Annotated in this window: 15 protein-coding genes; 8 read left to right on the forward strand and 7 right to left on the reverse strand. The window is 61.6% G+C overall.

All coding sequences use genetic code 11. From position 1 onward, the window contains the following. Window positions 1–64: 64 nt before the first annotated feature. Complete coding sequence (locus LK03_RS00460) at window positions 65–1,141, forward strand: diguanylate cyclase (protein WP_038410599.1); 1,077 nt, start codon at window positions 65–67, stop codon at window positions 1,139–1,141. Here the strand turns inward: LK03_RS00460 and LK03_RS00465 are convergent. The 5 genes from LK03_RS00465 to LK03_RS00480 all read right to left on the reverse strand — a co-directional run bounded on the left by LK03_RS00465 (window position 1,110) and on the right by LK03_RS00480 (window position 3,147). Then, complete coding sequence (locus tag LK03_RS00465) at window positions 1,110–1,457, reverse strand: DUF2025 family protein (RefSeq protein WP_038410600.1); 348 nt, start codon at window positions 1,455–1,457, stop codon at window positions 1,110–1,112. The genes LK03_RS00460 and LK03_RS00465 overlap by 32 nt on opposite strands. Before the next feature lie 114 nt (window positions 1,458–1,571). Beyond that, complete coding sequence (gene ccoM, locus LK03_RS22635; protein WP_038410601.1) at window positions 1,572–1,688, reverse strand: cytochrome c oxidase subunit CcoM; 117 nt, start codon at window positions 1,686–1,688, stop codon at window positions 1,572–1,574. 133 nt (window positions 1,689–1,821) lie between these two features. Then, window positions 1,822–1,983 (reverse strand): hypothetical protein, encoded by a 162-nt coding sequence (locus LK03_RS22265; protein WP_167334478.1) that lies wholly within the window; start codon window positions 1,981–1,983, stop codon window positions 1,822–1,824. Between the two features lie 62 nt (window positions 1,984–2,045). Further along, window positions 2,046–2,372 (reverse strand): hypothetical protein, encoded by a 327-nt coding sequence (locus LK03_RS00475; RefSeq protein ID WP_038410602.1) that lies wholly within the window; start codon window positions 2,370–2,372, stop codon window positions 2,046–2,048. A gap of 82 nt (window positions 2,373–2,454) precedes the next feature. Beyond that, the gene (locus LK03_RS00480) at window positions 2,455–3,147 is read right to left on the reverse strand and encodes a M949_RS01915 family surface polysaccharide biosynthesis protein (protein ID WP_038410603.1); all 693 of its coding nucleotides are present in this window, start codon (window positions 3,145–3,147) and stop codon (window positions 2,455–2,457) included. Between the two features lie 116 nt (window positions 3,148–3,263). Between LK03_RS00480 and rapA the strand changes: the two genes are divergently transcribed. Continuing rightward, window positions 3,264–6,110, forward strand: a complete 2,847-nt coding sequence (gene rapA, locus LK03_RS00485; RefSeq protein ID WP_038410604.1) for an RNA polymerase-associated protein RapA — start codon at window positions 3,264–3,266, stop codon at window positions 6,108–6,110. 49 nt (window positions 6,111–6,159) lie between these two features. Here rapA and LK03_RS00490 read toward each other — a convergent pair whose 3' ends face one another. Together LK03_RS00490 and LK03_RS00495 are read right to left on the reverse strand one after the other, a co-directional pair. Next, window positions 6,160–7,047 (reverse strand): NAD(P)-dependent oxidoreductase, encoded by an 888-nt coding sequence (locus LK03_RS00490; RefSeq protein WP_038410605.1) that lies wholly within the window; start codon window positions 7,045–7,047, stop codon window positions 6,160–6,162. A gap of 157 nt (window positions 7,048–7,204) precedes the next feature. Next, complete coding sequence (locus LK03_RS00495) at window positions 7,205–7,516, reverse strand: DUF2288 domain-containing protein (protein WP_038410606.1); 312 nt, start codon at window positions 7,514–7,516, stop codon at window positions 7,205–7,207. 356 nt (window positions 7,517–7,872) lie between these two features. On the opposite strand from LK03_RS00495, the gene LK03_RS00500 reads away from it, so the two are divergent. The 6 genes from LK03_RS00500 (at window position 7,873) to LK03_RS00525 (ending at window position 13,752) form a co-directional block, all read left to right on the forward strand. Continuing rightward, window positions 7,873–8,988 carry a branched-chain amino acid ABC transporter substrate-binding protein gene (locus LK03_RS00500; protein WP_038410607.1) on the forward strand — a complete coding sequence of 372 codons (1,116 nt, stop codon included), beginning with the start codon at window positions 7,873–7,875 and terminating at the stop codon, window positions 8,986–8,988. 226 nt (window positions 8,989–9,214) lie between these two features. Beyond that, window positions 9,215–10,138, forward strand: coding sequence for a high-affinity branched-chain amino acid ABC transporter permease LivH (livH, locus tag LK03_RS00505; protein ID WP_028695385.1), 924 nt, complete (start codon window positions 9,215–9,217; stop codon window positions 10,136–10,138). Then, the gene (locus LK03_RS00510; protein WP_038410608.1) at window positions 10,135–11,391 is read left to right on the forward strand and encodes a high-affinity branched-chain amino acid ABC transporter permease LivM; all 1,257 of its coding nucleotides are present in this window, start codon (window positions 10,135–10,137) and stop codon (window positions 11,389–11,391) included. The genes livH and LK03_RS00510 overlap by 4 nt, the downstream gene beginning before the upstream one ends. Continuing rightward, complete coding sequence (gene livG, locus LK03_RS00515; RefSeq protein WP_038410609.1) at window positions 11,388–12,155, forward strand: high-affinity branched-chain amino acid ABC transporter ATP-binding protein LivG; 768 nt, start codon at window positions 11,388–11,390, stop codon at window positions 12,153–12,155. Before LK03_RS00510 ends, livG begins: the two co-directional genes overlap by 4 nt. After that, window positions 12,156–12,857 (forward strand): ABC transporter ATP-binding protein, encoded by a 702-nt coding sequence (locus LK03_RS00520; protein WP_028695382.1) that lies wholly within the window; start codon window positions 12,156–12,158, stop codon window positions 12,855–12,857. It begins immediately after the preceding gene. Between the two features lie 220 nt (window positions 12,858–13,077). Next, window positions 13,078–13,752, forward strand: a complete 675-nt coding sequence (locus LK03_RS00525) for a COG3650 family protein (RefSeq protein WP_038410610.1) — start codon at window positions 13,078–13,080, stop codon at window positions 13,750–13,752. Window positions 13,753–13,764 lie beyond the last annotated feature (12 nt).

The raw sequence follows: 13,764 nt of genomic DNA on the forward strand, positions 1-13,764 counted from the left end.
AATCATCAACAATAAATCTGAACTTATGCGATAAACCGCACCCCACCACAGAATCGAAGCCATGATGGATATCCGCAGCGGTAAAGGAGTTTCATTCGTACGGCGCATCTACCTGCCGCGGATCTTCGGCAAGGCCATGTCGTTACTGGCGGTGGCTGCCGCAGTGTGGCCTTTGGATGCATCCATCTGGCTATGGGCGCTGATGCTGTTCAATGGTCTGGCATGGCCGCACGTCGCCTTCCTCTGGGCCAGCCGTTCGGCTTCACCCTATGCCGCCGAACGGCGCAACCTGCTGATTGATTCACTGATGGCCGGATTCTGGGCTGCCGCGATGCAGTTCAACCCGCTGCCCTGTCTGACCATTCTTTCCATGGTGACGATGAACAACGTCGGCTCGGGAGGGCGTTCACTGATGCTCCACGGCGCGTTGGCACAGTTGAGCGGCGCGGGCATCGGCATTCTCGTGCTTGGGGCAAACCTGCAGTTGCACGCCACCGACCTGCAAGTCTACGCCAGCCTGCCGATGCTGACGCTTTACCCTATGGCGCTGGGCTGGGTGCTGTTCAAGCTGGCGACCACCTTGGCCGAACATAAACGTCAGTTGGGCGACCTCAGCCGTACCGACAGCCTGACCGGCCTGTTCAACCACGGCTACTGGAAAGATCGTCTGCGCCTGAAGTTTCTCATTTGCCAGCAGCGCAGCAGCACCGCAGTGATCGCTCTGATTGACATCGACCACTTCAAGGCCATCAACGATACCTACGGTCATGTGGTCGGCGATCGCATGCTGCGCCAGCTCAGCGACGAGCTCAAGCGCTGCCTGCGCGAGGGTGATCTGGCCGGACGCTATGGCGGCGACGAGTTCTGTGTGATCTTCCCAAGAACCAGCGAAGAGCAAGCGTGCCTGGCCATGGAGCGCCTGCGCGAGCGGATTGCCGGTTATCGCAGTGCGCAGTTGCCTGACCTTCGCGTGAGCCTGAGCATCGGGCTATGTGCCTATCGCGCGCAATTCGAAGACGCCGAGCAGTGGCTGGATGAAGCTGACCGAGCGCTGTATCACGCCAAGCACGAAGGCCGCGATCGAGTCGACGTCGCGCCAGCGGCTTCATTTACCGGGCTGCGCCTGGCCTGGCCGGAATGACCGGTGTGCGCTCGGCGACGATTTCCGGCAAATCGACACGTTTGAGGTAGAGCCTGAGCGGCTCGCCAATATTGAGCCGATCATCGACATGCTGTTCCAGCAACAGCCCCAGCCGCTGCCGGCATAGCACCTGGCGATCGTTGTCTACCGCGCGCCAGACGAATTCGCTGCACGGCTGCAGCGAGTCTTGCGAGACATCCAGGCCAAAGGCGTCCTCGGAAAACCTGACGATGAACGTGCCTCTTTTCCTATGAAAGCCGACCAGCCCGTTGAGCTGATCGGCAGCGTGGCAAATGTCGGCAGATGTGATGGACATGCAGAACCTCATTCGAATGAACCACGCCAGACGGCGGGAATGACAAATGACAGGCAAAAAAATGGGCGACCGAAGTCGCCCTAAATGCCTTGCGTGCTCGTGATTCCGGAAGAGTCAGCGCGGCTTGCGCTTGCTGGAATCCTTCCAGATGAAAATGCCCAGACCGACAAAGAACGTGACCATCAACCCGACCGTTACCACGCCTGCGATAACTACGTTGTCGAAGAACATGTCGACCTCCCATTCGCTTGTCGTTGTCCGATGGGGGAACGTTAACCAAAGATGGACGGGGGGAAATTGATCAGGATCAATGGTGCCCAGAGCGGGCACGCAGGTGGGGGCGGAACTTGATGCAGGTCAGTGATCAGCGCTTCTTCGACTTGCCTTTGCGCTTGGCCTTGCTGGTCTTGCCCAGCGGCATGGCGTGTTCGAACGCCTGACGCATGTCGTCCAGACGCTTGTCGTTGATGTCATGAATGCGCTTGGCGCGCTCGGCGCCGAAGTCGATCAGCTTGTCTTGGCTCATGGGGCAGGCTCAGGCGGAAGCGAAGTGGCAATGATGACGAAGCATGGTCAGGCTGACCAGCCTCATATCTCTATGTCGACCAGCAGGCCCTGGCGATTGGGCTCAACCAGGGCAATCACCGGAACGGTATTGTCGGCGTTGACCCCATCGCCAGGTTCAGGCTGGTAGCGCTGATCTTCCTGCCCGGCGTGCTGCTGCTGGCGGCGACGTTGCTCTTCGCGCAGCAACAACGCCTGTTCCTGGGGGGCCTGACGCTGGCGAAGGTCGACGCTGCCGTCGCCGGAGGTGGTCTGGACAGGCACCACGGGTGGAATATCGGGACGCGGCTTGACTGGGTCAAGCTGGGACGTCACCGGTGTGGCACTCAGGGGAATGATTGGCGGCAGCATGGAGGTCTCCTTTAACCGGTTATCGGCCTGGCAAGAGCAGACATGAGTCGGCCGCACGGCCCATCAGTGGATGTGCGTAAAACTACTCGGCAGCATCCGGATCATCGTCGTCCGCCGGCTCGCTGACTTCACTCCAAGGTCGCTTGTAGACCTGCTTCCAGACCTCATCGAGGTGGTCGCGCAAGACCTTGTCGGCCTGGTTGAACGAGGCACTTTCCTCGCGCTCGCCGCCGAAGGGCTGCTCGCCAGCGGGACTGATCAGCGATTGGCCGGTCAGTGAATAGACCGACTCACCCTCACGCAGTTCGATGGCAATGTCCTGCGGCTCGATACCACCGCCGCAATACGCATGACTGGCCACGGTGACTTCGGCGATGCCGTTGCCGTTCAGATCGCTGACACCACTGACATCGGTATAGAAGTCGACGTCCAGATCCAGGCCTGCGCAGCTGGTTTCCTGCTCGATGTTCCAGCGCGCAGTGAACGCCGCATCCCCCTTGCGATCGTACAACGTGGCCTTGAGCACCACGCGGTCGACCTCCTGCTCGGTTTCGGCGTCGGTGGCCTGGCCGTCCACCCGACTCAGCACCAACAGGCCTTCGCCCTGCTGGTCGCGGAAATGCACACTTTTTATAGGTGCCTGGACGCCGAGCACCTCGAGCTGCTCAGGCGGAATCGGTGGAAAGATTTCGAAGCGCTTTTGCTCACAGGCTGCCAGCAGCATCGTGCCGGCCATCACCAGACAGACATTCAAGCAACGGTACTTGGCGGGCATCGCGGTCCTCGTGCCTCATGGCAAGCAGTATTGTTCAACGAACGCACTAGACTGATTGGTCCTGCCGGACCTATCCGTTACCATAGGCGGCTTTTCATCGCGGGAGTTCAGCCAGTATGGCGCAGCAGTATCAACCGGGGCAACGCTGGATCAGCGACAGCGAAGCCGAGCTTGGCCTTGGCACCATCCTGGCACAGGACGGCCGCCTGCTTACCGTGTTGTATCCGGCCACCGGCGAGACTCGCCAGTATGCCGTACGCAATGCGCCGCTGACCCGGGTGCGCTTCGCGCCAGGTGACCAGATCACCCATTTCGATGGCTGGAAACTGACCGTGCGCGAAGTCGACGACGTCGATGGGCTGATGGTCTATCACGGCCTGGACGCGCAGAATCAACCGCGCACCTTGCCGGAAACCCAGCTGTCCAACTTCATCCAGTTCCGTCTGGCCAGCGACCGCCTGTTCGCCGGGCAGATCGACCCACTGGCCTGGTTCTCGCTGCGCTACAACACCTTGCAGCACACCAGCAAGCAGATGCAGTCGTCGCTCTGGGGCCTGGGTGGCGTACGCGCGCAACCCATCGCCCACCAGTTGCACATCGCCCGTGAAGTGGCCGACCGCGTCGCTCCGCGGGTACTGCTGGCCGACGAAGTGGGCCTGGGCAAGACCATCGAAGCCGGCCTGATCATTCACCGTCAGTTGCTTTCCGGTCGCGCCAGCCGCGTGCTGATTCTGGTGCCGGAAAACCTCCAGCACCAGTGGCTGGTGGAAATGCGCCGCCGCTTCAACCTTGAAGTGGCCCTGTTCGACGCCGAGCGCTTCATCGAGAGCGACGCCAGCAACCCGTTCGACGATGCGCAACTGGCACTGGTCGCCCTCGAATGGCTGGTGGAAGACGAGAAAGCCCAGGACGCACTGTTCGCCGCAGGCTGGGACCTGCTGGTGGTCGACGAAGCGCACCACCTGGTCTGGCATGAAGAAAAGGCCAGCCAGGAATATGCGCTGGTCGAACAGCTCGCCCAAGTCATCGACGGTGTGCTGCTGCTGACTGCAACGCCCGAACAACTTGGCCAGGACAGCCACTTCGCCCGCCTGCGCCTGCTCGACCCGAACCGTTTCCATGACCTGGCCGCGTTCCGCGCCGAGAGCGAGCACTATCGCCCGGTCGCAGAGGCGGTGCAGGAGCTGCTCGACCACGGTCGCCTGTCGAACAACGCCCACGCCACCATCCAGGGTTTCCTGGGCGCCGAAGGCGAAGCGCTGCTGAGCGCGGTCAGCGATGGTGACACCGACGCCTGTGCGCGCCTGATCCGCGAGCTGCTCGACCGCCATGGCACGGGCCGCGTGCTGTTTCGCAACACTCGCGCGGCGATCCAGGGCTTCCCCGAGCGCAAGCTGCACGCCTACCCGTTGCCCAACCCGCAGCAATACGCCGAGTTGCTGCAGGGCGAGCATGCCGAACTGTACCCGGAAGTGGCCTTCCAGACCGATGCAGACAGTACAGAGGACGATCGCTGGTGGCGCTTCGATCCACGGGTCGACTGGCTGATCGACACCTTGAAGATGCTCAAGCGCACCAAGGTACTGGTGATCTGCGCCCACGCCGAGACGGCCATGGACCTGGAAGACGCGCTGCGCGTGCGCTCAGGCATCCCGGCCACCGTGTTCCACGAAGGCATGAACATCCTCGAACGTGACCGCGCCGCCGCCTATTTCGCCGACGAGGAATTTGGCGCACAAGTGCTGATCTGCTCGGAAATCGGCAGTGAGGGTCGCAACTTCCAGTTCGCCCACCATCTGGTGATGTTCGACCTGCCGGCCCACCCCGATCTGCTCGAGCAGCGCATCGGCCGACTCGACCGGATCGGTCAGAAGCACACCATCGAACTGCATGTGCCGTACTTGCAGGACAGCCCACAAGAGCGTCTCTATCAGTGGTACCACCAGGGGCTGAACGCGTTTCTCGCCACGTGCCCAACCGGTAACGCCATGCAGCATCAGTTCGGCCCACGCCTGCTGCCGCTGCTCGAAGGCGGCGACAGCAGCGACTGGGATGCACTGGTCAGCGATGCCCGCCAGGAGCGCGAACGGCTCGAGGCCGAGTTGCACACCGGTCGCGATCGCCTGCTCGAACTCAACTCCGGTGGTTCAGGAGAGGGCGAAGCGCTGGTCGAGGCCATTCTCGAGCAAGACGATCAGTTCGCCCTGCCTATCTATATGGAAACCCTGTTCGACGCCTTTGGCATCGACAGTGAAGATCATTCGGAAAACGCGCTGATTCTCAAGCCGAGCGAGAAGATGCTCGATGCGAGCTTCCCGCTGGGGGACGACGAAGGCGTCACCATCACCTACGACCGTGCGCAGGCGCTGTCGCGGGAAGACATGCAGTTCATCACCTGGGAACACCCCATGGTGCAGGGCGGCATGGACCTGGTGCTGTCCGGTTCGATGGGCAACACCGCGGTGGCGCTGATCAAGAACAAGGCACTCAAGCCTGGCACCGTGCTGCTGGAATTGCTCTATGTCAGCGAAGTGGTCGCACCACGCCACCTGCAACTGGGTCGCTACCTGCCACCGGCTGCATTGCGCTGCCTGCTCGATGCCAATGGCAACGACCTGGCGTCGCGCGTGAGTTTCGAAACCCTCAACGATCAGCTCGAAAGCGTACCGCGCGCCAGTGCCAACAAGTTCGTCCAGGCTCAACGCGACGCGCTGGCCAAACGCATCAGCGCAGGGGAAGAGAAGATCATGCCGACCCACGTCGAACGTGTCGCCCAGGCACAACGTCGCCTGGCGGCCGAGGCCGATGAGGAGCTGGCGCGCATGACCGCACTCAAGGCAGTCAACCCCAGCGTGCGCGACAGCGAACTCGACGCGTTGCGCAAACTGCGCGAAGAAGGCGTGGTCATGCTGGAAAAGGCCGCGTTGCGCCTGGAGGCGATCCGCATTCTGGTCGCCGGCTGAGGCCCCCTCCCACCCGGCGCCATCGTCAAAGGATGTCGCCGGGCAGGCTTCAGGATCGTTCGCGGTACAGTTGCACCAAGGTGGCGGGGTCATGCTCCAGATGGCCCTGGCTGCCATGCAGACGCATCAACTGCGCCGCCAGGGCGCTGACCGGCGTTGCCGAACCCTGCTCGCGGGACAGTTGCACGGCGTTGTCCAGATCCTTGAGCAAGGTGCGAACGTGCCACTTGACCGGCTCGAAACGGCTTTCGGCCATTTGTCCAGCCAGAATCTGCAAGGGTTTGGAATCGGCAAAACCACCGGCCAGCGCCTGGGCGAGCAAACCGGCGTCGACGCCTGAACGTTCTGCCAATGCCACGGCCTCGGCGATCACCAACGCATTGCAGGCGACGATCATCTGGTTGCAGGCCTTGGTCACCTGCCCTGCCCCCACCCCACCCATGTGCGTTACCCGTTGGCCGAGGGTCAGCAGGATGCCGCGCACCCGCTCCAGATGCGCGGCCTGACCGCCAACCATGATCGCCAGACTGCCTGCTTCGGCGCCGGCAACGCCGCCGGAAACCGGTGCGTCGATCCAGCCCATGCCGCACAAGGCCGCCAGCTCCGCGGCCATTTCCCGCGTGGCCGAAGGCTCTACGCTCGACAAGTCGATCAGCAGCTGGTGGGCCTTACCCGCCTCGGCGACCCCCTGCTCACCGAGCATCACTTCGCGCACCGCTGCGCTATCAGCCAGGCATGACAAGACGATATCGCTGTGCCTGCACAGCTCGGCAGGCGTCGCCACGCTACGGGCGCCGAGCTCGACCAGCTCGCGGCATTTCTCGGCGCTGCGGTTCCAGATGGTCAGAGGATAGCCAGCGGCGAGCAGGCGCCTGCACATGGGCAGACCCATCAGACCGATACCGGCAAAACCCAGCGCTGGCAGTTCAGGTTTCATCAACAGCTCCCGAGAAATGACCCAAAGTTATTACGCCCTGCGTAAGTTGTTACCGCAGTGTGCAAGCACACAGACGACTGTTACCAACCTGCACCGTTGCTGGAACTCCCCACGCTTCAAAACGGAGCAATTGCCTGATCAGGTGCACCAGAAGGTCTCAGTGCATTTGTGACGTCTTTTCTTGTATCAAAATAAATGGCGAGACGACCACCGCCCAGATCTCTGGATCGCGGGCTTGCAGGCTGGTGGCGATGTCGACCGGAACCGGCACGACCGTGCCATCAGAGCGCCATTTGGCGACGGTTTCGCTCTGGTTTTGCGCAAAAGCGCTGGCCACTTCGATCAGATCCAGCCCAGGCGCGACCCAAATCAGGTCACCTTTGGCCCAGAAGCGTTCCAGGGCTTTCCACTCGATGATTGCGGTTTCGCCAATCAATTTGGCATAGAGGGTGCTTGTGTGATCGGTCATGGGGTCCTGAGAGAAAAATCGTCTGCTGAAAACGGCCGACATTTTTACAGAAAACCCTGGCTCTAAACACGTAATTGGTCGATCGACTCCGAACGAGCGAATCGATAGCGTGACGTGCAGTGCAGCGATGGCGCGTTTCTATATGTTTGTATCGACTACGCGACACCGCTCGAAGAGGCGCTATGAGCTGGCTTTTCAAGCGCGCGAACAGCGCTCTACACTGTACCGGTACAGTTCCGGGACATATCTCGGGGGAAGGTGGGGTTGCGGTCTGGCAGCGTCATGCCGCCGCCCCGCCCGGTCTGTAGCCCTGGCCGCCAGGACTATAAGAATTACAACAGAATGAGTGGAGCATCATGATCAAGATTTCCAAGCTGTTCGCTGCATTGGTTGTGGCCGGTTTCGCCAGCCATTCGATGGCCGCCGACACCATCAAGATCGGCATCGCCGGGCCCAAGACCGGGCCTGTCACCCAGTACGGTGACATGCAGTTCATCGGTGCCAAGCAAGCCATCAAGGACATCAACGCCAAGGGCGGCGTCGATGGCAAGATGCTCGAAGCCAAGGAATACGATGATGCCTGCGATCCCAAACAGGCCGTTGCCGTCGCCAACAAAGTGGTCAACGACGGCGTCAAGTTCGTGATCGGTCACCTGTGCTCCAGTTCCACCCAGCCTGCTTCGGACATCTACGAAGACGAACGCGTGATCATGATCACCCCGGCCGCCACCAGTCCGGAAATCACCAGCCGCGGCTACAAGCTGATCTTCCGCACCATCGGCCTGGACAGCGCCCAGGGCCCCGCTGCTGGCAACTACATTGCCGACTTCGTCAAACCGAAAGTGGTCGCGGTACTGCACGACAAGCAGCAGTACGGTGAAGGCATCGCCACCGCAGTGAAGAAGACCCTGGAAGACAAAGGCACCAAGGTCGCCGTGTTCGAAGGTCTCAACGCAGGCGACAAGGACTTCTCCTCGGTCATTCAGAAGCTCAAGCAGAACAACGTCGACTTCGTCTACTACGGCGGCTACCACCCCGAACTCGGCCTGATCCTGCGCCAGGCTCAGGAAAAAGGCCTGAAAGCCAAGTTCATGGGACCTGAGGGCGTGGGCAACGACTCGATTTCGCAGATCGCCCAGAACGCTTCGGAAGGCCTGCTGGTGACCCTGCCCAAGTCGTTCGACGCCGATCCTGAGAACAAGGCCATCGTCGACGCCATCAAGGCTGACGGCAAGGATCCGAGCGGCCCGTTCGTGTTCCCGGCCTACTCTGCCGTGGAGCTGATCGCCGAAGGCATCAAGGCTGCCAAGTCCGAAGACACCGACAAGGTCGCTGCCGCCATCCATGCCGGTTCGTTCAAGACCCCCACAGGCACCCTCACCTATGACGAAAAGGGCGACCTCAAGGACTTCAAGTTCGTGGTCTACGAATGGCACTTCGGCAAACCGAAGACTGAAGTTTCCCCTCAGTAATCGCCTGACCTACAGCTGACCTACAAGCCCACTGTGCGAGCAGTGGGCTTTGTTTTACGAGGTTCATGGGCCCGATTGCCGCGATCCGGCAGCCATCCCACCTGAAAATCTTAAAACCGTCACCCGCGGTTCCCTGGCCAAGCCCGGTCATCGTCGCTCAGACGACGAGGCGCATCGGGTTACCCCCACGCCAGCGAATGCACTTCAGGTTTTTAGGAGCGCTTCAATGCCTGAGATCTACCATTTCTTCCAACAACTGGTTAACGGATTGACCATTGGCAGCACCTACGCCCTGATCGCCATCGGCTACACGATGGTGTACGGCATCATCGGCATGATCAACTTCGCCCACGGCGAGGTGTACATGATCGGCTCCTACGTGGCGTTCATCGCCCTGGCGGGTCTGGCGATGATGGGTATCGATTCGCTGCCGATCCTGATGACCGTGGCCTTCGTCGCCACGATCTTCGTGACCAGTGCCTACGGCTACAGCATCGAGCGGGTCGCCTACCGACCACTGCGCAACAGCAACCGCCTGATTCCGCTGATTTCGGCCATCGGTATGTCGATTTTCCTGCAGAACACCGTGCTGCTGTCACAGGACTCCAAGGATAAATCCATCCCCAACCTGATTCCCGGCAGTTTCTCCTTCGGCCCAGGTGGCGCCGAGGAAGTGCTGGTGTCCTACATGCAGGTGCTGGTGTTCGTCGTCACCCTGGTGGCCATGACCCTGCTGACCCTGTTCATTTCAAGATCTCGCCTGGGTCGCGCCTGCCGAGCCTGCGCCGAAGACCTGAAGATGGCCAACCTGCTTGGCATCAACACCAACAACATCATTGCCCTGACCTTCGTCATCGGCGCCGCCCTGGCAGCGGTCGCAGCCGTACTCCTGAGCATGCAGTACGGCGTGATCAACCCCAACGCCGGCTTCCTGGTGGGCCTGAAGGCCTTCACCGCGGCGGTGCTGGGCGGCATCGGCAGCATCCCTGGCGCCATGCTCGGCGGCCTGGTGCTGGGTGTGGCCGAAGCGTTCGGTGCCGATATCTTCGGCGACCAGTACAAGGACGTCGTGGCGTTCGGCCTGCTGGTTCTCGTTCTGTTGTTCCGGCCGACCGGCATTCTGGGCCGCCCGGAGGTTGAAAAAGTATGAACAGAAATCTCAAACAGGCACTGTTCAGTGCCTTGCTGGTGTGGGCCGTGGCCTTCCCGGTGCTGGGCCTGAAACTGAGCATCGACGGCATCCGTCTGGTGGTGCACAGCCAGGGCAACTTCACTCTGTCGATCATTGCCGTGTGTTCGCTGCTGATGTTCCTGCGGGTGCTGTTCGACCGCCAGTGGAGTGCGGTGATGGGCCAGCGCTCCGGTCGCAAGCTGGTGCCGCCTTCGGTGAGCAATTTCCTGACCTTGCCCAAGACGCAACGCTGGATCATCCTCGGACTGATCGTGGTGGCGCTGATCTGGCCGTTCTTCGGTTCTCGCGGTGCGGTGGACATCGCCACGCTGATCCTCATCTACGTGATGCTCGGCCTGGGCCTGAACATCGTCGTCGGTCTGGCCGGGCTGCTTGACCTGGGCTACGTCGGCTTCTATGCGGTGGGCGCGTACACCTACGCCATGCTCTCGCATTACTTGGGCTGGGGCTTCTGGATCTGCCTGCCGATCGCCGGCCTGATGGCAGCCACCTTCGGCTTCCTGCTGGGCTTCCCGGTGCTGCGCCTGCGCGGCGACTACCTGGCGATCGTGACCCTGGGCTTCGGTGAGATCATCCGCCTGTTCCTGCGCAACCTTACCGACTGGACCGGCGGGCCGAACGGCATCAGCAACATCGACAAGCCGAGCTTCTTCGGCCTGAGCTTCGATCGCCGCGCCGCCGAAGGCATGCAGACCTTCCACGAGTACTTCGGCCTGCCCTACAACTCCATCAACAAGGTGATCTTCCTTTACCTGGTCGCGCTGTTGCTGGCACTGGCGGCGCTGTTCGTCATCAACCGCCTGCTGCGCATGCCCATCGGCCGGGCCTGGGAAGCGCTGCGCGAAGACGAGATCGCCTGCCGCGCGCTGGGCCTGAACCCCACCGTGATCAAGCTCTCGGCCTTCACCCTGGGGGCGACCTTCGCCGGTTTCGCCGGCAGCTTCTTCGCTGCCCGTCAGGGCCTGGTGACGCCTGAGTCGTTCACCTTCATCGAGTCGGCGATCATCCTCGCCATCGTCGTGCTTGGCGGAATGGGTTCGCAGTTGGGCGTGATTCTGGCGGCCATCGTGATGATTCTGTTGCCCGAACTGATGCGTGAGTTCAGCGAGTACCGGATGCTGATGTTCGGCGCCATGATGGTGCTGATGATGATCTGGCGCCCGCAAGGTCTGCTGCCAATGCAACGTCCCCACATGGAGCTGCGCCGATGAGCCGCGAAATTCTGCAAGTCAGCGGCCTGAGCATGCGCTTTGGCGGCTTGTTAGCGGTCAATGGCGTAGCCCTGACCGTCAAGGAAAAACAGGTCGTGGCGCTGATCGGCCCCAACGGCGCCGGCAAGACCACCGTATTCAACTGCCTGACCGGCTTCTACAAGCCCAGCGGCGGCAGCATCCTGCTCGACGGCCAACCGATCCAGGGCCTGCCAGGCCATCAGATCGCCCGCCGCGGCGTGGTCCGCACCTTCCAGAACGTCCGTCTGTTCAAGGAAATGACCGCGCTGGAAAATCTGCTGATCGCCCAGCACCGGCACCTGAACACCAATTTCTTCGCCGGTCTGTTCAAGACGCCGGGCTTTCGCCGCAGCGAAAAGGAAGCGATGGAGCGTGCGGCGTACTGGCTGGAGAAGGTCAACCTCACCGAGTTCGCCAACCGCACCGCCGGCACCCTCGCCTACGGTCAGCAACGGCGCCTGGAGATCGCTCGCTGCATGATGACTCAGCCGCGCATCATCATGCTCGACGAACCGGCTGCAGGCCTCAACCCCAAGGAAACCGAAGACCTCAAGGCGCTCATCAGCTATCTGCGCGAATCACACAACCTCACGGTGTTGCTGATCGAGCACGACATGAAGCTGGTGATGAGCATTTCCGATCACATCGTGGTGATCAACCAGGGTACGCCCCTGGCCGATGGCACGCCCGAACAGATTCGTGCCAATGCCGATGTGATCAAGGCCTACCTGGGGGAGGCGTAAATGCTCAAGTTCGAAAACGTATCGACCTTCTACGGCAAGATTCAGGCGCTGCACGACGTCAACGTGGAGATCAACCAGGGCGAGATCGTCACCCTGATCGGCGCCAATGGCGCCGGCAAATCGACCCTGCTGATGACCTTGTGCGGCTCGCCGCAGGCGCACAGCGGCAGTATCAAGTACCTGGGCGAAGAACTGGTCGGCCAGCCCTCCTCGCACATCATGCGCAAGAGCATCGCGGTCGTACCGGAAGGTCGCCGCGTGTTCGCTCGCCTGACCGTCGAGGAAAACCTGGCGATGGGCGGTTTTTTCACCGACAAGGGCGATTACCAGGAGCAGCTCGACCGGGTGCTGCAATTGTTCCCGCGGCTCAAGGAGCGCTACACGCAACGGGGCGGGACGATGTCGGGAGGCGAACAGCAGATGCTCGCCATTGGCCGTGCGCTGATGAGCAAGCCCAAACTGCTGCTGCTCGACGAACCCTCGCTGGGTCTGGCGCCGATCATCATCCAGCAGATCTTCGACATCATCGAGCAACTGCGCCGTGATGGCGTCACGGTGTTCCTGGTCGAGCAGAATGCCAACCAGGCGCTTAAGGTAGCTGACCGGGCATACGTACTGGAAAACGGCCACGTGGTGATGCAGGGCACCGGCGAAGCCTTGCTGGTCGATCCGAAGGTGCGTGACGCGTACCTGGGCGGTTGATCGACTACCTTGCTGTATCGATCCGCTTGCGCAGGGTGCTCGAAAGGATATCGAGCCCCTGTGCAAGCGGCGCTTCGTTCCAACCTAGCTCGCCCACCCCGACAACGCCTCGCTGCGAGTCGCAGGCGTGTACAGACTTTTCTTCTCCACCTGCACTTGAGATCGCCCCGTCGCCTCGGTAACGTGGCCGACACTTTTCGTCTCAAGGTTGGAGCTTTCCATGCGCCTCACCCCTCCACTGCTGCTCGCGGCGCTGCTTCCGCTGTTCGCCGGTTGCCAGTTGTTCGCCGAACAGCCGAGCGACACCACCAGCGGTACGACACGCCTGCAGGGCGAACTGAGTGCGAGCAACGGCAAGCTGCTGTTCAAACCGTGCAATGAGAACCGCCGCTTCGTGGTCAATGATGCCGGCAATACCGGCCTGTTGCAGGAAGCCGACAACCTGGCCGGCAGTGCCAAGGCGCGTCTGTTCGCAGACCTGCGCGGGCGCCTGGGCGGTAGCCGCCAGGCCGACAGCGATGGCCAGTTCGACGTGCAGCAGCTGTACCGCCTTGAACCTTCGAGCAATGCCTGCAGCGATCCGAATTTCAAGCAGCTGACCCTGCGCGCCGAGGGGCAGTCCCCCGCCTGGGGCGTGAAGGCCAGCAGCCGAGGCATGGTCATCGAGCGCGAGGGGCAGGCGCTGTTGCCGCTGCCGTTCCTGGAAGAAGAAATTCCCGGTGGCGGCCTGAGCCTGAGCAGCGAGGCCAACGGTCAGCACGTCGAGCTGTGGCTGGCCCCGCAACGCTGCGTCGACCCTAAAAGCGGTGCTGTCCGTCACCTGCGCGCAGAACTGCGCATCGACGGCAAGACCCTGCAAGGCTGCGGCTACTTCGGTGGCGCCAGGGACAGCTGATCGGGCCGACGC

Origin of the sequence: Pseudomonas cremoricolorata, from assembly GCF_000759535.1 — a bacterium.
Taxonomy (GTDB): domain Bacteria; phylum Pseudomonadota; class Gammaproteobacteria; order Pseudomonadales; family Pseudomonadaceae; genus Aquipseudomonas; species Aquipseudomonas cremoricolorata_A.